15 protein-coding genes and 1 pseudogene are annotated in these 22,002 nt (G+C 37.9%); 15 read left to right on the top strand and 1 reads right to left on the bottom strand.

The annotated features are described in order from the left end of the window. Positions 1 to 690, top strand: a 690-nt coding sequence (locus ADU22_RS01730; RefSeq protein ID WP_197280009.1) for a C39 family peptidase, incomplete at its 5' end; no start/stop codon positions are given. Positions 691 to 865: 175 nt separating this feature from the next. Here the strand turns inward: ADU22_RS01730 and ADU22_RS01725 are convergent. Further along, positions 866 to 2,986 (bottom strand): LTA synthase family protein, encoded by a 2,121-nt coding sequence (locus ADU22_RS01725; protein ID WP_053360612.1) that lies wholly within the window; start codon positions 2,984 to 2,986, stop codon positions 866 to 868. Positions 2,987 to 3,528: 542 nt separating this feature from the next. Here ADU22_RS01725 and ADU22_RS01720 point away from each other — a divergent pair. The 14 genes and pseudogenes from ADU22_RS01720 to ADU22_RS01655 all read left to right on the top strand — a co-directional run bounded on the left by ADU22_RS01720 (position 3,529) and on the right by ADU22_RS01655 (position 21,959). Further along, entirely contained in the window at positions 3,529 to 4,950 is a 1,422-nt protein-coding gene (locus tag ADU22_RS01720; RefSeq protein ID WP_053360611.1) for an MBOAT family O-acyltransferase, read from the top strand. Positions 4,951 to 4,976: 26 nt separating this feature from the next. After that, entirely contained in the window at positions 4,977 to 6,152 is a 1,176-nt protein-coding gene (locus ADU22_RS01715; RefSeq protein WP_053360610.1) for a DHHW family protein, read from the top strand. Positions 6,153 to 6,351: 199 nt separating this feature from the next. Then, positions 6,352 to 9,309: a PA14 domain-containing protein gene (locus tag ADU22_RS01710; protein ID WP_053360609.1), complete on the top strand. Its 2,958-nt coding sequence runs from the start codon at positions 6,352 to 6,354 to the stop codon at positions 9,307 to 9,309. Positions 9,310 to 9,570: 261 nt separating this feature from the next. Beyond that, a complete protein-coding gene (locus ADU22_RS01705; RefSeq protein WP_053360608.1) occupies positions 9,571 to 10,284 on the top strand; it encodes an IspD/TarI family cytidylyltransferase in 714 nt (237 codons plus the stop codon). Next, entirely contained in the window at positions 10,281 to 11,306 is a 1,026-nt protein-coding gene (locus tag ADU22_RS01700) for a ribitol-5-phosphate dehydrogenase (protein ID WP_053360607.1), read from the top strand. The genes ADU22_RS01705 and ADU22_RS01700 overlap by 4 nt, the downstream gene beginning before the upstream one ends. A 33-nt stretch (positions 11,307 to 11,339) precedes the next feature. Next, positions 11,340 to 12,509: a CDP-glycerol glycerophosphotransferase family protein gene (locus tag ADU22_RS01695; protein WP_053364429.1), complete on the top strand. Its 1,170-nt coding sequence runs from the start codon at positions 11,340 to 11,342 to the stop codon at positions 12,507 to 12,509. A 75-nt stretch (positions 12,510 to 12,584) separates the two neighbouring features. Further along, entirely contained in the window at positions 12,585 to 13,793 is a 1,209-nt protein-coding gene (locus tag ADU22_RS01690; protein WP_082252759.1) for a CDP-glycerol glycerophosphotransferase family protein, read from the top strand. Positions 13,794 to 13,855: 62 nt separating this feature from the next. Further along, a complete protein-coding gene (locus tag ADU22_RS01685; RefSeq protein WP_053360606.1) occupies positions 13,856 to 16,159 on the top strand; it encodes a bifunctional glycosyltransferase/CDP-glycerol:glycerophosphate glycerophosphotransferase in 2,304 nt (767 codons plus the stop codon). Positions 16,160 to 16,438: 279 nt separating this feature from the next. Next, complete coding sequence (tagD, locus tag ADU22_RS01680; protein WP_053360605.1) at positions 16,439 to 16,834, top strand: glycerol-3-phosphate cytidylyltransferase; 396 nt, start codon at positions 16,439 to 16,441, stop codon at positions 16,832 to 16,834. Then, positions 16,831 to 18,039, top strand: coding sequence for a CDP-glycerol glycerophosphotransferase family protein (locus tag ADU22_RS01675; RefSeq protein ID WP_053360604.1), 1,209 nt, complete (start codon positions 16,831 to 16,833; stop codon positions 18,037 to 18,039). The genes tagD and ADU22_RS01675 overlap by 4 nt, the downstream gene beginning before the upstream one ends. Positions 18,040 to 18,181: 142 nt before the next feature. Beyond that, positions 18,182 to 18,979 carry an ABC transporter permease gene (locus ADU22_RS01670; RefSeq protein ID WP_053360603.1) on the top strand — a complete coding sequence of 266 codons (798 nt, stop codon included), beginning with the start codon at positions 18,182 to 18,184 and terminating at the stop codon, positions 18,977 to 18,979. Between the two features lie 19 nt (positions 18,980 to 18,998). After that, positions 18,999 to 19,784, top strand: a pseudogene (tagH, locus tag ADU22_RS01665) (teichoic acids export ABC transporter ATP-binding subunit TagH); the annotation flags it as partial. Between the two features lie 112 nt (positions 19,785 to 19,896). After that, positions 19,897 to 20,634 (top strand): WecB/TagA/CpsF family glycosyltransferase, encoded by a 738-nt coding sequence (locus tag ADU22_RS01660; RefSeq protein ID WP_053360601.1) that lies wholly within the window; start codon positions 19,897 to 19,899, stop codon positions 20,632 to 20,634. Positions 20,635 to 20,897: 263 nt separating this feature from the next. Then, entirely contained in the window at positions 20,898 to 21,959 is a 1,062-nt protein-coding gene (locus ADU22_RS01655; RefSeq protein ID WP_053360600.1) for a glycosyltransferase family 4 protein, read from the top strand. Positions 21,960 to 22,002 lie beyond the last annotated feature (43 nt).

Raw genomic sequence — 22,002 nt, 5'->3', positions numbered from 1 at the left:
CAGCGCCTCTTGTCCCGTTATACCTACTACCCAGGAACAGTGTACGGGAAGCATGGGAGCAAAATTGAATATAGATATGATTTTGCTTCTAGCGGATATGTAATAAAATCGACCCAAAGAGAACAGGACACTCAACGACTGTTATCAACCTATTATTATCAGCCTTCTACTGTTTATGGAAACCACCAATTAAGGATCAAGGCTGTTCGATTAAACGTCCCGCTCGTAAGTCAGCTTCCCGAATTGCCAACAGGATGTGAAATAACCTCTGTGACTATGATGCTGCAGTATAAGGGAGCAAAGGTTGATAAAATAGCTTTAGCTAATGAAATGCCAAAACATTCATGGGATCCAAATTATGGTTACGTCGGTAATCCTTTTACCAAAAAAGGCTGGACTGTCTATCCTCCTGCCTTAATGAAGCTTGTGAATAAGCATGCAGGAAGCGCCCAAAACCTTACAGGCGTTACCAATTTAAAACTTGAAAGCGAACTGGCAAATAATAAGCCCGTAGTTGTTTGGGTTTCCCCAATGCATGGCTTTACCGTTCATGCCATTGCGTTAACGGGCTTTGACCAGAATAATTATTACTTCAATGATCCGTGGACAAATAAAAAGGATGTACGGATGAGCAAAGGAGAGTTTATTAAGCTTTGGGGCAATCAAAGTAAAAGAGCAATCACTTATTAAGGTTATAGATTTTGATTAACTAAAAAGAGCCTTCCTCGTCGTGTTGAAGACTGCGCCTATGGGCTTCTTCCCAGTGGCAGAAGGAAGGAACATTAATATCAAAAAACAACCAGGCATCTGTCTGGTTGTTTTTTGATCTCTGCATTCCGAGGTGTCCTTTAAGATAGCTCTCTTCTCAATTGGCTTCCAGCTTAAATGGCTTTGTTGTTTTCAATATGTTTCCCCTTGAATCATGCACAATAAAATGATAGCTTTTTTTCGTATCTATGTCTTTTTTGTTCACCCTAAATACTGCATTTCCTTTTTCAGAGCCCTGCCATTCTGACTCAATTTTTTTATTATTTTCGTTAATGAGGTTAGCATGTCGCGGTACACCAAATGCAGTAATATTATAGTGATTGGATAAATCGGTTGCTCCGATGAACTCCATCGTTTTATATTGGCCAAGGAAATACTCCTCAGAAGTCTTTGGAGTATAATCAGATAGTTGATTTTGGCTGTATCTTTTTCCGTGCAGTAAGTCATATTGTAATAATTGAAGGTCTTTCATTTCCTTTGTAAGGTTGCCCATTTGTGACTGGAAAGTTTTATAAGGGATAACCGTTTCTTTTTGTTTTCTCAATTCATCCTGTATAGATGTTACTGTGTTGCCTTGAACACCTGCCATTTCAAGTGACAAGGCACTGAACTGGCTGGGAGAGAGATTTAGCTCACTGGAACTATTTCCATGAGACTTCCAAATGAAATAAGGAAGTACGTGAGTATTTAAAAAGTCATCATAATCACTTAGCATGTTATTGGCAATATTAGTGCCTAGACTGCCATACACCTCATGATTCGAAGCAAAAGTGGGGTAATGGTCACCAAAGAAGACAAGAATGGAAGGCTCGTTCAACGACTTTAACTCGGTAATCAAACGCCCTAATTCCTGGTCTACACTATACATATATTCGGTATATGCATTTAGGTACATTCTCGTAGAGTCAGGCAAGGTTCCTATTTTTAAGAATTTTGAATCAGCAAGGGGTCGATAGGGTTGATGAGCTTCCACAGAGACAGCATGAATAAAGTCACGTTCTTTGGTGTATTTAATCTGGGATAGAATGGTGTCTGTTAAATGTTTGTCTTTAGGATATCCATGACCGGAGCCTAGAGTATAATCCAAATCCATAAATTCACCTGAGATAAATTGATTAAAACCCAGGTGCCGATAAACGCCTTGACGCTGATAATACCAACCGTAAAAAGGATGAATAGCTGTAGCATGATATCCGGCTTTCCGGAAAGAGTAAGCAACTGAAGGTAAGGGCCTTTTAACATAAGATTGGTAAGCTATACTATTGTCAGGTAAAAATTGTCTGCTGAAGCCTGTTAAAGCCTCAAATTCCACATTTGCGGTCCCCCCTCCAAATTCAGGGGAATACATAGATCCATGAAGTGATTCATTGTACAGATTCCTAAAATTTGGAATAGGATCCTGCGTAAAATGCTGGCTTCCAAAATGCAAAGGGTCTGTAAATGCTTCGCTCATTAGAAATATGACATTCGGCCGCTCCGTGGCTTCGGATTTTAAGGGCTTATATCGTTCTGCGATAGATTGTATGGACTCTTTGGAATAATGATTTGGAGGTGGTATCTGATTTTGCTTTGCAAGCATAACGAAATTGCCGTATAAACCATTTCTCATGGTTCCAAGTTCCTGCCTCCACCAGGTATTCTCAAATTTTACTGTTGACATCGGGGAAATCGGGTAATCTGTCCATAGGATATATAAAAAGCTTAAAGATATGAAAAAACCCCCAATTTTAATCAACCAGTTTTCCTTTGAATTTGGAGTTAACAGGAAAATTGCTACGATAGTGATTCCTATAGCTAGAAGGATTGCGATAAGAAAAAAAATATTTATTTCTAGAGGCTGATCCAAACCGCGCAATTCATTAAATAAGGCAAAATCTCCTATGGTAATTGGTGAATTGCGTAGTTCCAATTTTAATTTATTGGCAAATGCAAAGAATATGAGGGTTCCGCTGGCTAATATACTTGCAGCCATAAAAAATTTGCGGGGTAAGATATAAAATATATTAAATAGAGCTATCATAAGTAACAAATTTATTAAAAAACGCTTTGTAAATTCAGAGGTCCACAGCAGGAAAGGCATGTCAAGGGCTTCCCTGACAATAAGCTCACTAGTAATTAGTGTGACAATTGGCAAGCCAATTATAAAAAATACGGTAAGAAACTTAATTATTAATTTTCTTCGTAATTTTTCATTCTTTTTTGGCTCCAGTCCTGACAAGGAACAAACCACCCTTCAATACTTTATACATAATTTTTTTACATTTTTTCCTTAATTTCGGGAGATTTCACCTAATTATAAAATTATTTATAGAATTTTAATATCAAAACTTATATAAAATAAGCATGTTTGATTTTACCAATTCTTCTCTGGACAAACCTGGGCTAAGAGGATATTTCATAAAAGCCCTTGGATGTTGGGTTAAGCATATGCGGAAGGGCACAGATAAAACCGTTTCCAAATTAATGTCTCACTATGGTTGAATGCGCTTTTATTACATTGTCATTATTTCTTATCGAACACTTTTTATCATTAAAAAGTGTTTTTTTCGATTATGGCTAAAAATAATAATTACCCGGTTTTTAAGTGGGAAAACTCCTCAAAGCATAAGAAATAACCTGATTGTTAATATCATGCTTTTATAAATTTATCCGACTAAATTCTCCAAAATCTTCTAGGACTTGACATGAATTCTTTTTACGGAGTTAAATAGAAGGTATGAAAAGATTCATAGTCTAATAAATTGAAGAGGACGAGATAGGATGCTCTTTAGTTCCACTATTTTTTTGTTTGCTTTTTTGCCTATTGTTTTAGCACTTTACTTCTTAGTACGTCCAGCTTTTAAAAATGTCATTTTGCTTAGCGCAAGCTTGTTTTTTTATGCGTGGGGGGAACCTCGTTATACCATTGTCATGCTTCTTTCCATTGTGATGAACTATGTATTTGCCCTTATAGTGGATGCTAAGCGGGAGCATGGTACAGCTGTTAAATGGATAATGGGAATGATGGTTGTTGCAAATCTTACGCTGCTAGGTGTTTTTAAGTATTCTAATTTTATTGTAGATAATATTAATTCTTTATTGGGGACAACGATTCAGATACCAGAAATTCCTCTTCCAATAGGTATTTCTTTCTTTACTTTTCAGGCAATGAGCTATGTGATTGATGTATACCGGAGAGATGGGAGGGTTCAGAAAAACCCTCTGAATATGGCTTTATATATATCTTTATTTCCTCAATTAATTGCTGGTCCTATTGTCCGTTACCAGACGGTTGCCGACCAGATTACCAAAAGAAAGGAAAGCCTTAGCAAGTTTGCTGAAGGAGCGAGAAGATTCATCATTGGACTCGCAAAGAAAATGTTTCTTGCTAATAACTGCGGTCTCATTGCAGATCAGATTTTCGCCCAAAATCCTGGCGATTTGTCAACTGCTCTTTCTTGGATAGGAATTTTAGCCTACTCCTTACAGATTTATTTTGATTTTTCAGGTTATTCCGATATGGCGATTGGCTTAGGGAAAATGTTCGGTTTTGACTTTTTGGAAAACTTTAATTATCCCTATATCTCCCGTTCAGCGACAGAATTTTGGAGAAGGTGGCATATCTCTCTAGGCAGCTGGTTTAGGGACTATGTATATATCCCGCTCGGGGGGAATCGGAAAGGCCAATTTGCCACATACCGCAATTTATTTATTGTTTGGTTTGCCACAGGGCTATGGCATGGCGCAAACTGGACATTTATTGCATGGGGACTATATTACGGAATCCTTATTATGCTTGAAAAAGCCTTTCTATTAAAATGGATTGGAAAACTGCCAGCGTTTATTCAACATGCTTACCTTCTACTCCTGGCAATGATTGGATGGGTGTTTTTCCGTTCAGAAACCTTCACTTATGCCTTTGATTATATTAAAACCATGTTTGGCTTAAATGGACAAGGATTATGGGATGAACAGGCTGCGTACTACTTTAGTGAACATGGGGTTATCTTATTGTTAGGTATGGTTGGCTCAGTGCCACTTGTAAAAATGCTGTTAGCATGGACTGCTTCAGAAGGCAGCAATAAGGCGATTTCAACAGTAAAAGGATTGACATCTACTTTATTTTATGCCGCTGTGTTCGTACTAGCTGTCGTCTACGTGGTTTCTACGACATTCAATCCTTTTATCTATTTCCGATTCTAAACTAAATAATGAAAAGGAGAATGTTCATGCGTTACAAGATAAGGGACTTGTTTATTACCGGATTTTTCTTGGTTTTTATTTTTCTTTTTGGTGCGTGGGCATGGCTGAAGGATGACCAGGCTATGTCCGAATTAGAGGGAAGGGCACTCGCAGCGGAGCCGGTAAAAGATCCCGATGAAATTGCTTCTGGTGAGTATTTTAAAAAATACGATGATTATTATAGTGACCAATTTCCTGTGCGAGATAAATGGATCGAAGGGAGTGCCATTATTGACAAATATATTCTACAAAAAGAGTATATCAAGGATGTATATGTCAATGATAATGGATATCTTATCAGCCCGGTTAATCCTCCTGAAAAATCGGTAGCAGTTGACAATGTCAATTCGAAAATTAACGATTTTGCAAAGAATTTGCATAACGAGGGGGTTAGCACTTATTTTGCCCTTGTACCCAATAAATCTACTATGATGGAAAATAAGCTTCCATACTACATTGAAAGCTATGCTAATGACCTTTCTGATAATTTGCTGGGAGGGTTTTCCAACGATGTTAAGGCATTAGATTTTAGGGAAGAAATCAATGCGCATTTGAATGAAAAAAATATGTATTTTTACACAGACCATCATTGGAAGCCGAAGGCCGCTTTCTACGCTTATGAAAAATTAATTCAAACTATAGGTGAGGAATATCCAGCAGTTGGTGGGTCTCTTAAAAAGTCTGATTTTAAATGGGAAGAGCATCCAACTCCTTTTTATGGTTCCGAGGCACGAAAAACAACCGCGGTCCATGTAAAGAAGCCTGACACAGTAACCGTGGTTAAACCAATTAAAAATCAAAAACCACTAACTGTTTGCTACAGCGGCTCTTGCGATAAAAGCTTTTATAATATGAATAGTTTAAATTCTACAGATTTTTATATGAATCGATATACAACCTACCTCTCTGGTGATGTTCCAGAAGGAATTGTAAAGAATCCTAATGTTGACAACGAATTAAAAGTGCTTATCCTAAAGGATTCCTATGCTAATGCAATGATTCAATTCATTGCGCAAAATTTTGAAGAAACAAGGTTCCTGGATTTGAGGAAACACGAAAATATGGATGTAAAAGAATATGCAAATGCTCATGATATAGATATTGTGCTTTTTGTCCATAATATAAACTCAATTGTTACCACCCCTAAATTTCTAAACTTGTAAAAATTCTGAAACAGCGACGTGTTTTCTAAAATCGTTAGGACGAGGGAGAATCATCGGATTCTTCCTTTTTTACTGGAAAATTATTCTTTTATAAAATTTTCCTTAACATATTAGTATTTTTTTAGCATAATAGGAAACAGAAGAAAATTAGGGGGGAACTGACATTTTTAGACAAAAACTGAATAGTGTTAAATKGGTAATGTTCTTTGCAGCTATAATCATCCTGTTTATATTTAGCACACCTATAGTGAACGCGCAAGAATCACAATGGGATGCCACTTTTTATTCAAGAGACAATTTAAGCGGTACGACAGTAAAGCAAAAATATGATCACTTAAATTTTTCTTGGGGACCTGGGTCACCTCATCCGAGTATACCTCATGATAATTTTTCCGCTGTATTTGAAAAAAATATGGTGGTTAACCAACCAGGTAAATTCCTTTTTACCGGGTTAGCTGATGATGGAATTCGCATTTATGTGGATGGTAAAAAGAGGGTAGACCACTGGAAGAATGGAGTTAATAAAATCAACCATGAAATTTACTTAACTGAAGGCAGTCATACTATTAAAGTTGAATATTATGATAATAAATATAGTGCCACGTTAAAGCTAGATTTAGTGGAATTAACTGAACCTTATCCTGCCAATAGCTGGAGTGGAACGTTTTATGGCTTTCAGGATTTTTCAGGGGTCAAAGTTGAGGAAAGCTTCGCTGATTTAAGTTTCTCATGGGGCGCTGGTTCACCTCACCCAACTATTCCAGTTGATAACTTTTCGGCTGTTTTCAATAGGAGCATAACTGTTAACAAATCCGGTATGTATCGCCTATCAGGACTGTCTGACGATGGTATAAGGATCTATATTGATGGTAAAAAGAGAGTGGATCTGTGGAATACTGGGGTAAACATGGTGGATGAAGTAATATATTTAACAGAGGGGACTCATCAATTTAAAGTTGAATACTATGATAACAAATATAGTGCTACATTAAGATTAAAATTGGAAGAAGTGCCTGAACAAATAGCAACAGACAAATGGAACGCTACATTCTATCCATCTTCCGATTTTAGTGGAGTCCCAATACTAGAAACCCATGATAGTTTAAACTTTGCTTGGGGCGCCGGCTCACCTCACCCTTCTATCCCAGTTGATAATTTTTCTGCAGTGTTCCAAAAAAACTTGGTTGTAGATAAACAAGGAAAGTATAAAATAACTGGATTAGCCGATGATGGTATTCGAATTTACATTGATGGAAAAAAAGTAATCGATTTTTGGAACGATGGAGTAAATAGGCTTGACCATGAAGTCTATTTAACTCAGGGAACCCATAATATTAAGGTCGAGTACTATGATCGAAAATGGAGTGCTACTATAAAGGTTGATTTGACTGAGGTTGACGAAAATATAGGTAAATGGGAAGCCAGTTTCTACCCAACCGTAAATCTAACTGGTATACCCATAAATCAATTCTTCGATGAATTGAACTTTTCGTGGGGCCAAGGATCGCCTCACCCAACTATTCCTTCAGACAAGTTCTCTGCATCCTTTGTTAAAAAAATAAATCTTCAAGCTGAAACAACCTTCCAATTGGAAGGCCGTGCTGATGATGGAATACGTATTTACATTGATGGCCAGCTATATGTTGATCAATGGAAAAACGGAGTCAATGATTTTAATAGACTAGTTACTTTAGCAGCAGGCGAACATACTATAAAAGTTGATTATTATGATAATCTTTATAGTGCCACACTGAGAGTTAAAATGAATGAAGTAGATATCCCTGTAGATAAATGGAAGGCTACCTATTATCCAACAGTCAACATGTCTGGTACGCCTGTATCGGAGTATGTTAATAATCTGTCCTTTTCATGGGGACAGGGATCACCGCATCCAAGCATTCCTGCAGATAATTTTTCGGCCACCTTTGAGAGAAGTATATATATAGAGACTCCCGGGAAATTCCGACTTTCTGGTTTGGCTGATGATGGGATAAGGATTTATGTGGACGGTGTAAAACAAGTAGAAATGTGGCAAGACGGTGTTAATCGTTATAGCAAAGACATTACCTTACAAGCTGGATATCACACATTTAAAATCGAATATTATGATAGTAAATATAGTGCTACATTAACATTCGATATATCGGAAGTGGGAATTAAACAATTTAGTAATTATACAAATTATAATACCACTTTCTCTGAAGCTTTAAACTTGCAGTTGACAAAGGGAAATCCACAGACTGATAAGAAGTATGATGCTTATGTCAGGAGTGACGCATTAACGGTGACGGGTACTTCACCTACTTTTGGTTATGTTAATGGAGTAGGCTGGAATGTTAGAGGAAACCCTGTCAATGGATGGATTCTTGGTAAGCTAACCGACAAGGAAAGAGTAACTATCTATTCTTCGGTTAAAGGCTCAGATGGGTATACATGGTATAAAATTCTATACAACAGATCCTGGGTTAATGCTAGTCCGGAAGACACTTCTTACTACCTAAATCCTAAGAACTTTGCTCCAAACACTAAAAGTTACTTTCAGTTCCTAAAGTTATCTGAAAGTGCGGGACTAGATGTTAGTGAAGTAAATACAAAGATCTTAGATTCCCGAAAAGGAATTTTAGCAGGTAAGGCTGCTTCATTTATTAATGCAGGACAACAGTTTAAAGTGAATGAAATCTATTTAATTGCTCATGCTCTTCTAGAAACAGGTAATGGTGCTTCCGAGCTTGCAACAGGTATTAAGGTTAAGCGGAAGGTTGATAATCAAGGGAATCCGATATATGCCTCAAATGGTCATGTTGAAGTTGATGTTTTGGACCCTAAAGCTACCAATTATGATGCTATTGTGTATAATATGTATGGAATTGGAGCTTATGATAACTGTGCCAAAGTCTGTGGAGCTCGAATGGCTTTTAATGAGGGATGGAACACACCGGACAAAGCTATAATCGGTGGTGCGAAGTTTGTCGCGGAGTCCTACATTCATGTTGGACAAGATACTCTATATAAAATGAAATGGAATCCAGCCAAGCCAGCTACTCACCAATATGCAACCGACATAGGATGGGCAGTCAAGCAAACAACTCGGATTTTTGATTTATATAGTTTACTGGAAAGCTATACGATAACGTTTGATGTCCCAGTTTATAAATAGTAAAACAAAAATTTAAACAGAGGGCTGCAAGTGGATAACTTCAGTGTGATGAACACTGAAGTTATCCACTTTTTTGTACATTTGTAGTTGCTTTCCCTTAGAGTATTATTCCATTGTTTGTGTATTGTTGAAAAAGAATATTAAAAAGTGTATAGTAAAAATGAGTTTTTTTGTCATACTACGACAATTTTTTTATTTCTAGCGAGTTATGTCTAAACCTAGAGTTTAAAATTTGAATTCCATAGAAATGAGGTTAAGAATGTGATTTATGCAGAAATACTTGCAGGTGGAAAAGGCACCCGAATGGGCAATATTAACATGCCCAAGCAGTTCTTGACTATTAATTCCAGACCTATCATTATTCATACAATCGAAAAGTTTCTTCTCAATGACCGTTTCGACAAAATCATAGTGGTATCTCCCAAGGAATGGATCAATCATACAAAAGATATTATTAAAAAACATATTGGCCCAATTGATCATATTGTAGTAGTAGAGGGCGGTAAAGATAGAAATGAATCCATTATGAGCGGAATTCGTTATATTGAGAACACATTTGGAATCAATGATGACGATGTAATTATTACTCATGACTCCGTGCGCCCCTTCCTGACCCATCGTATTATTGAGGAAAATATTGATGCGGCTATTCAATATGGAGCAGTTGATACTGTCATTGAAGCGATTGATACGATTATTCAATCAGAAGACGGTGAGACAATTTCAAATATACCGGTACGCGATGAAATGTATCAAGGGCAGACCCCTCAAAGCTTTAATATTCAAATGCTTGTTAAGCACTATAATTCCCTTAGCGATGAACAGAAAAAGATCCTTACCGATGCATGCAAGATTTGTGCTTTAAAGGGAGAGAAAGTAAAGCTTGTCAAAGGGGAAGTATTTAACATAAAAGTGACGACTCCGTACGATCTTAAAGTAGCGAATGCTATTTTGCAGGAGAGGATCTCACAATGATAAATCAAGTATACCGGTTGGTTTCTCCACGTCAATTCGAAGTAACCTATAAAGACCGTTCTTTGCAATCTGACCGAATCGTTGTAAGGCCTACACATTTATCGATTTGTGCTGCGGACCAGAGGTATTATACTGGTACCAGGGGAAAAGAAGCACTAGCGAAAAAACTGCCAATGGCCCTTATACACGAGGGTATAGGTAAAATAGTTTATGATCCCAAGGGAGAGTATAAACGGGGAACACCGGTCGTATTGGTACCGAACACGCCGGTCGAGCAGGATGAGATAATAGGGGAAAACTATCTTAGAACGAGTAAGTTCAGGTCTAGCGGATATGACGGTTTTATGCAGGATTACGTGTTTCTAAAGAGGGACCGAATTGTTGTTTTACCCGAAGAGTTGAATCACCATGTGGCTGCGTTTATTGAGCTAATAACAATAGCCATGCATGCCATTATTCGATTTGAGGCAAAAGGGCATTCCCGCCGAAACGTATTTGGTGTTTGGGGTGATGGGAACCTGGGCTTCATCACATCCTTAATTCTGAAGAAACGTTATCCAGACAGCAAGGTATTCATTTTTGGGAAAACGGCTTATAAGCTTGAACATTTTTCCTTTGTGGATGAGGCTTATCAAATCAATGAAATTCCTGATGATTTACGAATTGACCACGGTTTTGAGTGTGCTGGAGGAATAGGAAGCCAATATGCGATTAATCAAATCATCGATTATATTCACCCTGAAGGGTCCATTTCCATTCTTGGCGTTTCCGAGTATCCAGTAGAAATCAATACCAGAATGATTCTGGAAAAAGGTCTGACAGTCATCGGTAGCAGCCGGAGCGGACGGGACGATTTTCAACAAACTGTTGATTTCTTGGGAGAGCACCCAGAGGTTGTAGAATATCTTTCATTGTTAATTGGAGATGTCCATGAGGTCAAGACTATTCAGGATATCATTAATGCTTTTGAAAAAGATTTAACTAATTCATGGGGTAAAACCGTAATGGAATGGAAGATATAAATAATTTATATATGGATGAAGGGCTGGCGTGTCATGAAAATTTTAAAGTATTTACCAACTATATTTGCTAAAGGGTTGGTTAATATAGCCTTTCGTCTTTGCAGTATCTTTTTTAGGATAAATGAAAAAAAAGTGACGTTCGCATCTTACAGGGCTGAATTACTCACTGGTAATCTCGGGTTTGTCTATAGAGAGCTCCAGTTGCAAAAACCAGACATGGAATGTCATTTTCTTTTTAAGAAGCTTAAAACCACAAAGCTTGGAAAAATGGATTATTTAATTCATATGGTAAGGGCGAGTTATCACCTGGCTACGTCTAGGTACTTTCTTATTGATGACTATTACTTCCCCGTATATGCGATAAAGCCAAGGACAGGAATGGATATAGTCCAGCTTTGGCATGCAGCTGGTGCCTTTAAAAAGTTTGGATTGAGTACAGTCGATAAACCATTCGGGCCTAGCTCTGAATATTTGAAATATATTAAGGTGCATTCAAATTACACCAAGGCTATTGTAAGTTCTACGGGAGTAATTCCTTATTATGCCGAGGCATTCGGTATGAAGACTGATAAAATTTTCCCTTTAGGAGTGCCTAGAACAGATTACTTTTTTGATCAGGATGCACACTCGGTTCTTAAAGAAAGGTTTTATCAAACTTTTCCTAAGCTAAAAGGAAAAACTTTAATTCTATATGCACCGACATTCCGAGGAAAAAGCCATTATCAAACCTCCTTCGCGTTGCCATTGGACATAAAGGTTTTACATCAAAACCTTGGCAATGATTATGCCATACTCATCCATCTCCATCCTTACATGCGAGGAGACCTCGAGATTAAGCAGGAAGACAGTGAATTTGCCTATCATATTGATGGAGGCTTTAATATTGAGGAGCTAATGGTGCTATCGGATATGCTTCTTACCGACTATTCTTCCGTTATCTTTGATTACAGCCTGCTTTGCAGGCCCATCGCATTCATTGCTGATGACCTTGAAGAATATAAACTCGAACGGGACTTTTATTTTCCTTTTGAGACCTTTATCCCAGGTCCCTTTTTCTCTTGTACAGAGGAGCTTTGTCAATGGGTGAATCGCGAAGAATATGATTTAGCTAAAGTGGAAGCCTTCAGGGACAGATTTTTTGATTTTCATGACGGAATGTCGAGCTATAGAATCGTACATCATTTAATGGGGAATTCTAAATGACAAATTTGTAAAAAGAGGATTATATAAATCCTCCTTTTTTGTTTGTCATTCAAAAATGAGGCAGGGAATTTATGTATGTTGAATGGATTATTAGGGAAAATTACGCAGAAAACAAAAGGCGTTAGAGCTGTTCTGCAAAGGAACAAAGGCTCTATATTTTATCGCTTATTTTACACAAAAATATTCAGGTTGCTTTATAGGGTATTCTGTTTTTTGCCTTTGAAAAAAAACAAAATCCTTTTTGCTTCAGACAGCCGTACAGATATGAGTGGAAATTTTCACTATGTGTATGAAGAATTATTAAAACGAGAAGAAAACATAATATTTCGGTTTATGCTTAAACCAGGAACAGGTGCGCGAAAAACTTATTTTGAAATTATTTCGCTGGCCTATGATCTTGCGACATCCAAGTATATTCTGCTAGATGATTTCTATCCAATGGTTTATCCATTAAAAATTCGGGATGGGGCAGAGCTAATTCAGCTCTGGCATGCTGTAGGTGCTTTTAAAACGTTTGGGTACAGCCGTGTAGGCAAAGAAGGTGGCCCATCTCCGAACTCGAAAAATCACAAGAACTATACCAAAGCCATCGTTAGCTCTCATAATGTTGCAAAACACTATGCTGAAGGATTTGGCATTAGTGAAGATAAGGTTTGGGCTACAGGGATACCAAGAACGGATTTGTTCTTTAATAAACAGCTTCAAGATCAAATAAGGACTGAATTGTATACTAAATATCCATTTTTAAAAGATAAGAAGGTCATAACATTTGCACCAACTTTCCGGGGGAATGGACAGCAGTCGGCTTATTATCCTGAAGAGGTACTGAACCTTGATAAACTTTATGCAGAATTGCATGATGAATATGTCTTTCTGTTTAAAATGCATCCCTTTGTTAAAGATTATTGGGAGATACCAGAGAGGTATAATAAATTCTTCTATGATTTTTCCGCTTATCGGGAAATAAATGATTTATTATTTATAACGGATATTCTCATCACGGATTATTCCTCCGTCTGCTTTGAATTCGCTCTGCTCAATAAGCCGATGATTTTCTTTTCTCCAGATGTAGAAGAATATATTTCATCTAGGGATTTTTATTATAATTACTATTCTTTTATTCCCGGACCTTTGGCTAGAACGGATGAGGAAATGATTAACATAATTAAAAAAGAAGCATTTGAGATGGACAAACTCGATTCTTTCGTTGATTACTTTTTTGACCACTTAGACGGTAAATCAAGTGAGAGAGTTGTCGAACACCTTATCTTGAAGAACAGGTAAGCACCGATTCGTAAATAAGGACTGGGTGTATTATTAGCCTTAGAAAAAGAGGAGTCAGTCACATGAATTTTCAGTTTATAACAAATCCAGAACTTCAGAACGTCAAAATTAGTGTTATTACACCCGTTTTTAACGTTGAAGAGTATATTAAGGAGACACTTGATTCTCTTATAAGTCAAACCTTAAAAGATATCGAGATTATTATGATTGATGATGGTTCCAGTGATCGAAGTCCAGAGATTATTGAAGAGTACGCACTGAAATACCATAATATTGTCTTCATCAAACAAGAAAATGCCGGTCCAGGACAAGCAAGGAACAATGGACTTGAAGTTGCAAGAGGCGAATATATCAGTTTTCTTGATTCAGATGACATTCTCCCTTCTGATGCTCTTGAAAGTATGTATAATGCTGCTAAGGATCAAAAAGCAGACGTAATAATTGGAATGTCACTTAGCTTTAATAAAAATGAAACATGGTTCATTGGCAGTCATCTTAATAATGGAGTATATGACCCGGGAGAGAAAGACTTAGTTTCCAATCCTGGACTATTATATTCTTTAGGACCATGCAATAAGTTGTACCATCGTTCAGTCGTAAAGGATATTAGGTTTCCGAAAGACATAAAAGTGACAGAGGACCAGCCTTTTGTTATTGAAGCCTTTCTAAAAGCCCATAAAATTTATACACTCGATAAAATTATTTATAATTATCGTTCCAGGGATACAGAAACAAACTTGTCTCTTTCCCAGACGGTGAGGGTTGACTCTGTAAAAGTGTTAAATGATATATTTAAAAGCCTGAGCCTTTCTGATTCCCTATGGACAAAGTATATTGAAAATGAAAGATCACGATTCTTTATCACCACAAAGTATTATCACAGAATTCTTTCTGCTGATATATGGCCTGCCATCCGTAACACTCTTACTGGTGAAAATAAGCGGGATCAAGAGGCGGTATTTAGGTTGTTCCTTGATTGGGTAAAAAAACTGGACAGAAAAACTTTTAACCAGTTGCCTATTATTCATAGAATAATGACCTACGAAGTTGCTGACCGTTTTACGCACCTCAATCCTCCGACCAAAAAAATATATATGGATTGGATAAGATTTTGTTTTTCAATGATGGATCCAGGATCAATGCATCAGCTTGAAATTTCAAAAAAGAAGAAGATTTTTAACGTTGTAAAGGCAGCGTGGAAAAGGAATAGTCTGCTGCCTATTCAACAACACGTATTTAAGGGAAAAATGAAACGAATCAGGACAATGGCTAGGATGGCGTTTGCTCGTCGAGTTGTACTGCGTTTGGCAAGTCTGCTTCCTATTCAGAAAAAGATAACCTTGGCTTCGAATAAATTCCCCAAACTTGCCGACTCTTTTAAATATATTTATGATGAGCTTGTTGAACATCGTCCTGGTTATCAAATAAAAGGATATTTAAAAAAGAAACGCAATTTTAAAGACTTTTGCAGGCTCTATTATGATATTGCTACTTCCAAATATGTAATCCTTGATGATTACTACAGGCCACTTTATAAGCTTCGAGTTCGTAAAGGAACAGAGGTCATCCAAATTTGGCACGCAGCGGGAGCTTTTAAAAAATTTGGGCATAGTGCTGTTGGTTATAAAGAAAGTAATACTAGGGAATTTGAGAACCAAGCACACCAGACATATACGAAGGCGGTAGTTACGAGCAAAGAGATTGTTCCCCATTATGCCGAGGCTTTCAATCTGGATGAAAAATCAATCTACCCGCTTGGCTTGGCAAGGACGGATATGTTTTTTGACCCAGAACAGCTGGAATTTGTACGTCAGCGCTATCTGTCGGCATACCCTAAGCTCTTGGGAAAGAAGGTTATTACCTACGCGCCTACCTTTAGAGGCGGGCCTGGGCAACGTGCCAATTTTAAACTTAAGCTGGATATAACGCAAATGGCACAGACTCTAGGGGATGAATACGTTCTGGTATTAAAAATGCATCCTTCTGTTACTAAACGATTGGAGATACCATCCGAGGCGAATGATTTTGTAATAAATATGAGCTCGAACGATATAAACAACGTTCTTTCTATTACCGATATTCTAATAAGTGATTACTCTTCACTCGTTTTTGAATATTCACTTCTCGAGAAACCAATGATTTTTTATGCATATGATTTGGAGGAATATTTGGAGGATAGAGGCTTTTACTATGAATACCACGAATTTGTACCAGGTCCTATAACGAAGTCCACACAAGAAATCATTGATGTAATTAGAAATCAGGATTTCGATTTGGACAAGGTCAAAGAATTTAAACATAAGTTCTTTGATCACCTGGATGGCAAAGCAGCCGAAAGGATTGTAAAAACTTTAATTGAACCTTAAAAATCACGGTCTTTACCGTGATTTTTTTTCTTAGGAAGGTTTGATTAGATGAATTTGGGAATGGTGGAAAGCACATTTTTAAGAAGAGGTTTGAATTAAGAACCGTGGAGTAATATAATGAAGGATGGGTTAATTTTTAGAACAACTCCCAAAGATTTTGTAAACTCAACATTTATGTTCAAAAACATACATGCTGAAAAACTTATGGTAAACTGCTCAATATTGTTGAAAAAATCATTACCTGGTTTCGGTCAAAAAACTTGGTAAGGAGCTGGAAAAATGAAAAAAATTTTAACGTATGGAACATACGATCTGCTTCATTCGGGTCATATCAACATATTGAGACGCGCAAAGGAGCTTGGAGATTATCTCGTTGTTGGTTTGTCCACCGATGAGTTTAACCTTCAAAAACATAAAGAAGCCTATCATTCATACGATAATCGAAAGCTTGTCCTTGAGGCCATCCGATATGTGGATAAGGTAATACCTGAGTATAGCTGGAATCAAAAGGTTCAGGATGTAATCGATCATGATATTGATATCTTTGTGATGGGTGATGACTGGAAAGGGCATTTTGATTTCCTAAGAGAGCATTGCCAAGTGATTTATCTGCCCAGAACAACTGGCATATCTACGACAAAAATTAAGACGGATCTTCAGGGGGTAGGAAAATGATAAGGGAACTATTCATTACCATTTACCTCACTGTTTTTAAGCTGCTGTTTAACCTATTCAAGTTGTTACCCCTGCAGCATAAGGTAACTTTCGTTGTTTCATTTGGAGACAACAGCAAGTATGTATATGAAGAAATGAGGAGGCAGCAGACCTCCTTTGATATTGTTTTTTTATGCAAGGGTCAATCTTCTCAGGACTTGTTCCAACAATATGAAAATATTAAACTGTTATCTTTTGAATCCAATAATCTCTTGGAAAACATTATTTCCATTTATCATCTGGCAACATCTCAATATATAATTGTGGATAACTACTACGGCTTTCTATCTGTTACTGACTTTAAAGAAAATGTTGAATGTATTCAGCTGTGGCACGCCGCCGGAGCCATTAAAAAATTCGGGCTTGAAGACCAGTCTAATGGAAGCAGAAGCGAGCGCGCACAAAATAGATTCTTAAAGGTATATGAAAAATTTGACAAGGTAGTAGTAGGATCTGATGCGATGGCTGGTATATTTATGAAGGCATTTAACCTTCCTCCTGAAAACATTCTTAGAACAGGGATTCCAAGAACTGATTTCTTTTTTGACAGCCAGCAGCACCAGGCCATTATCAGTAAGTTAGAGAGTGAAAACAAAGCATTAAAAAACAAAAAAACCATTTTGTATGCACCAACATATCGTGACAAGGAGCTGCAGCAGTTCAAGATGGAACTAGATCTTGCAAAAATGCAAAAGGAGCTTGGAGAAGAATATATTGTACTTTTGCGGCTGCACCCTGCAATAAAGAAATCGGAAGACTACAGTAAAATGTTTCCCGGATTTGTTTTTGATTATTCAAGTTCCCACTATCATATTAATGAACTGCTCCTTGTATCGGATTTGCTTATTACCGATTATTCCTCAATCCCATATGAGTATTCTTTGCTCAATAAACCAATGATCTTTTTTGCGTATGATTTAAATGAATACATGAAAGATAGAGGATTATGGGATGACTATGATAACATGGTGCCGGGTCCGGTTGTGAAAGACACAGATGGAATTGTTAGGCAGATCAAAAGCATGAATTCATCTTGGAATAATGAGGTAAAGGAATTTTCAATGAAATGGAATAAATATATTTTTGGACAATCCAGCAGGAATTTGATTCAATATCTTGTTCTGCAGGAAGTGCCTGTTGAACATGAAAAGAGACGTGCTCTGTAAAATTTAAGCAGCAATTTGTGTTGGTGCTTCGGGGAATATTCCCCGAAGCTTATGTTCTTTTCAGGACTGGACAGTATAATGTTAGTTCTTTATATTTGTTTTATACTCCACATCATATTAAACGCTTAGGAAGGTCAGCGAAATGAAGTCTATGTTTACAGTAATTAAGGAACAGATTAACAGTTTTTACCTGATAAAAAGATTGTCATTATTTGAACTGAAAAGCGCCAATAATAATAATTATCTTGGAATGTTATGGGAACTGATTAATCCAATGATACAACTTGCGATTTACTGGTTTGTATTTGGATTTGGGATACGCGGAGGAGAAGATGTTGATGGAGTGCCTTTTATTTATTGGCTGTTGTCCGGGATGTCGGTCTGGTTTTTTGTCAATCAATCTATCCTAGAAGGATCCAAGTCCATATATACCAGAATTAATTTCATTTCTAAAATGAGTTTTCCAATGAGTGTTATCCCAACTTATGTAATCGTCTCAAAATTTTATCCGCATTTAATGCTCGTTGGAATTATTACAGTTGTACTTCAATTTGTCGGGTATCCTATATCTATATATTTTATTCAATTGCCTTACTTCATTTTTTGTACTTTAATGCTTCTCATATCCGTGTCATTAATCACATCAACTTTGGCAACCATTGTCAGGGATGTCCAGATGGTTGTAACGTCGATTGTCAGAATGCTCCTGTATCTCACCCCTTTGTTATGGGTGCCGACTGGGGTTATTAAAAAGCTAATGATGATTAACCCTCTTTACTATATTGTAGAGGGTTACAGGGCCTCATTACTTGGCCACTCATGGTATCTAGCAGAAAACTTGCAATTAACCATTTATTTTTGGGTATTAGTACTTGTACTATTAATGATTGGTTCTGCACTCCATATTAGATTCAGAAACCATTTTGTCGATTATATGTAATCTTGGAGGTGCTTTTTCAATGAGTGATACAGTGATTATTAAAAATGTGTATAAAAAATATAAGATGCATACAAAACCTTCTGAAAAACTTCTTGATGTCATTTTGCCCGGGGGCTACGGGGAAGATTTCTACGCCCTGCAAAATATATCATTTACTGCAAAGCGTGGGGATGTCATTGGACTTGTAGGGGTAAATGGATCAGGGAAATCCACCCTTTCCAATATCATTGCAGGTGTCATGCCGCCGACTTCAGGGATTGTTGAAACGGTGGGACAAACATCCTTGATTGCGATTGCTTCGGGCTTGAATAACCAATTAACTGGCCGCGATAATATTGAGTTAAAATGTTTGATGCTTGGTTTTACTAAACAGCAAATAAAGGCAATGGAACCTGAAATCATTGAGTTTGCGGACATTGGCAAATTTATTGACCAGCCTGTAAAAAAGTACTCGAGCGGAATGAAATCTCGCCTTGGTTTTGCTATATCGGTGACAGTTGATCCAGATATTTTAGTTATTGACGAAGCTCTATCTGTAGGCGACCAGGCATTTGCCCAAAAATCAAAAAACAAAATGTTTGAGTTTAAAGAACGCGGTAAAACAATTTTCTTTGTCAGCCATTCCATGGGTCAAGTTAAAGAGTTCTGTGAAAAGGCTGTTTGGCTGGAATACGGAGAAATTAAACAATATGGACCTGTATCAGAGGTGATTCCGGAATATGAGAAATTCCTGAAGTGGTACAAATCCATGAACAAGGAAGAGCAGAAGAAATTCCGCGAAGAGGTCATCCGAAAGCAAAGCGGCCCAGTTGCGGTTCAAAATTAAAATGTCTTAGGTGAAAAGGCCTGTTTCTGTTTTGAAACGGGCCTTTATTTAAGCTAGATTTGTTCATACTAAAGGAAAAGGGCTTTTTCAAATGGATAACAATAACGTAACAATTTTAGGTATATCATTTATGAGATCACGATTTGATGATATGGTGGAACTTATAGTCGGAAGGCTGCTAAATAGGCAAAAAACCTTCATCGTCACCGCCAATCCTGAAATCGTCATGCATGCTAAAAAGCATGAGAACTATAGGGAAGCTGTCAAAAAGGCTGATTACGTGGTTCCAGACGGCTATGGCATTATTCTGGCATCAAGGATACTGGACAGGCCCATCCCAGAGCGGGTGACAGGCTATGACCTGACGATAAGGCTTTTGGAGCTATCAAATCAGCATCAGTGGAAAGTATATTTGCTTGGCGGCAGTGAAGAGGTTAATGCAGCAGCGGCGGAGAATATCAGGGAAGCATACCCAAATGCCCAGCTAGTTGGCAAGCACCATGGGTTCTTTGACTGGAAGGAAAGCAAGATCCCTACAGAAATAGGCGAACTTCAACCTGATATAGTTCTCGTTGCACTTGGCGTCCCACGACAGGAGTTGTGGATTGCTTCTCACCTGGACCAATATTCGCATGGTATTTTCATCGGGGTTGGCGGCAGCATCGATGTGCTGGCCGGCACGGTCAAGCGAGCCCCAAAGGCTTGGCAGGCATTGAGGGTCGAATGGCTCTACCGTTTATTAAAACAGCCATCGCGCTGGCGCAGGATGCTTGCATTGCCGGAATTTGTAATGGAGGTATTCAGGGGAAAATTTTCTTTTAAAAAATAAGCATATTCTTTGAAACTTTATCACATTTCTGTCGTCAATTATATGGAACGGTGTACAAAACTTACTATCCGGGTATATAGTAGTACCCAAGGGGAAATTTACAAAAATTTAACTTGGCATTAATACTCATGGACAATATTCGACTAAATCGTCTATGATAATAGTAGTCTCTAAGAAAATTGTTGAATGATCCAACCTGTACCAAAATCGATGGTTGGTTTTTATTATGAATTAGGGGCACCCTAATCAAAAGGAGGGTCAACATGTCGCTCACCATGACCTTGGTAGTATGCTTTATATGCTCCATCCTTATAACACCGGTTGTAAAAAAGTTGGCGTTCCGATTAGGTGCCACCGACCGGCCAAACAGCAGGAAAGTTCATGAAAAGATCATGCCGCGTATGGGTGGACTTGTCATATATATCAGCTTTATACTCGGGCTTCTTATTATGCATCCTGATAGCAAATATCATTATTCCATCATGATCGGAAGTATTATCATTGTCCTTACAGGCATATTGGATGATATTTTTGAACTTTCGGCGAAAGTGAAGCTGATTAACCAGCTTGCCGCAGCCTTTATTGTTGTCATTTGKGGCGGAGTGCAGGTGAACTTCATCAACCTCCCGTTTGGGGGCGGAGAGCTTCAATTCGGATGGTTCAGTATTCCAGTCACGATTTTATGGATTGTCGGCGTGACCAATGCCATCAACTTGATTGACGGATTAGATGGTTTGGCAGCCGGAGTTTCTTCTATTGCACTTATATCCATTTCCGGCATGGCGATCATCATGGGTGATGTTTACGTTATGACAATTGGCTTCATCCTGCTTGCCAGTACGCTTGGCTTTTTATTGTTCAACTTCTACCCCGCGAAAATCTTCATGGGGGACACAGGGGCGCTGTTCCTGGGCTACATGATCTCCGTGCTTTCGCTGCTCGGCTTTAAAAACGTAACCTTTATCTCCTTTATCATCCCAATCATCATTCTGGGAGTTCCGATGACGGATACCATCTTTGCAATTATACGCCGCCTGGTGAAAAAGGCGCCGCTCTCAAAGCCGGATAAATCGCATCTTCACCATTGCCTGCTGAACCTCGGATTTACCCACAGGCAGACAGTGCTGATGATTTACATGATCAGTGCCATGTTCGGACTTGCAGCCCTGATTTTCACCTTGACGACAATGTGGGGTTCACTGCTTATTCTGGCGATTATCCTTCTCTCCATCGAATTGATTGTTGAGAGTGTGGGGCTTGTTGATAAAAACTACCGTCCGCTTCTGAATTTGATCAGAGGCAGAAAATACGTGAAGGACCGTTAAAACCCCGGCCGTGGAGGCTGGGGTTTTTCTTTGGCTAAAAAAA

It is taken from the genome of Bacillus sp. FJAT-27251, from assembly GCF_001273925.1.
Lineage (GTDB): Bacteria > Bacillota > Bacilli > Bacillales > Cytobacillaceae > Mesobacillus_B.
The sequence above is the reverse complement of the archived record's forward strand: the minus strand, read 5'-3'. Positions and strand labels throughout refer to the sequence as shown.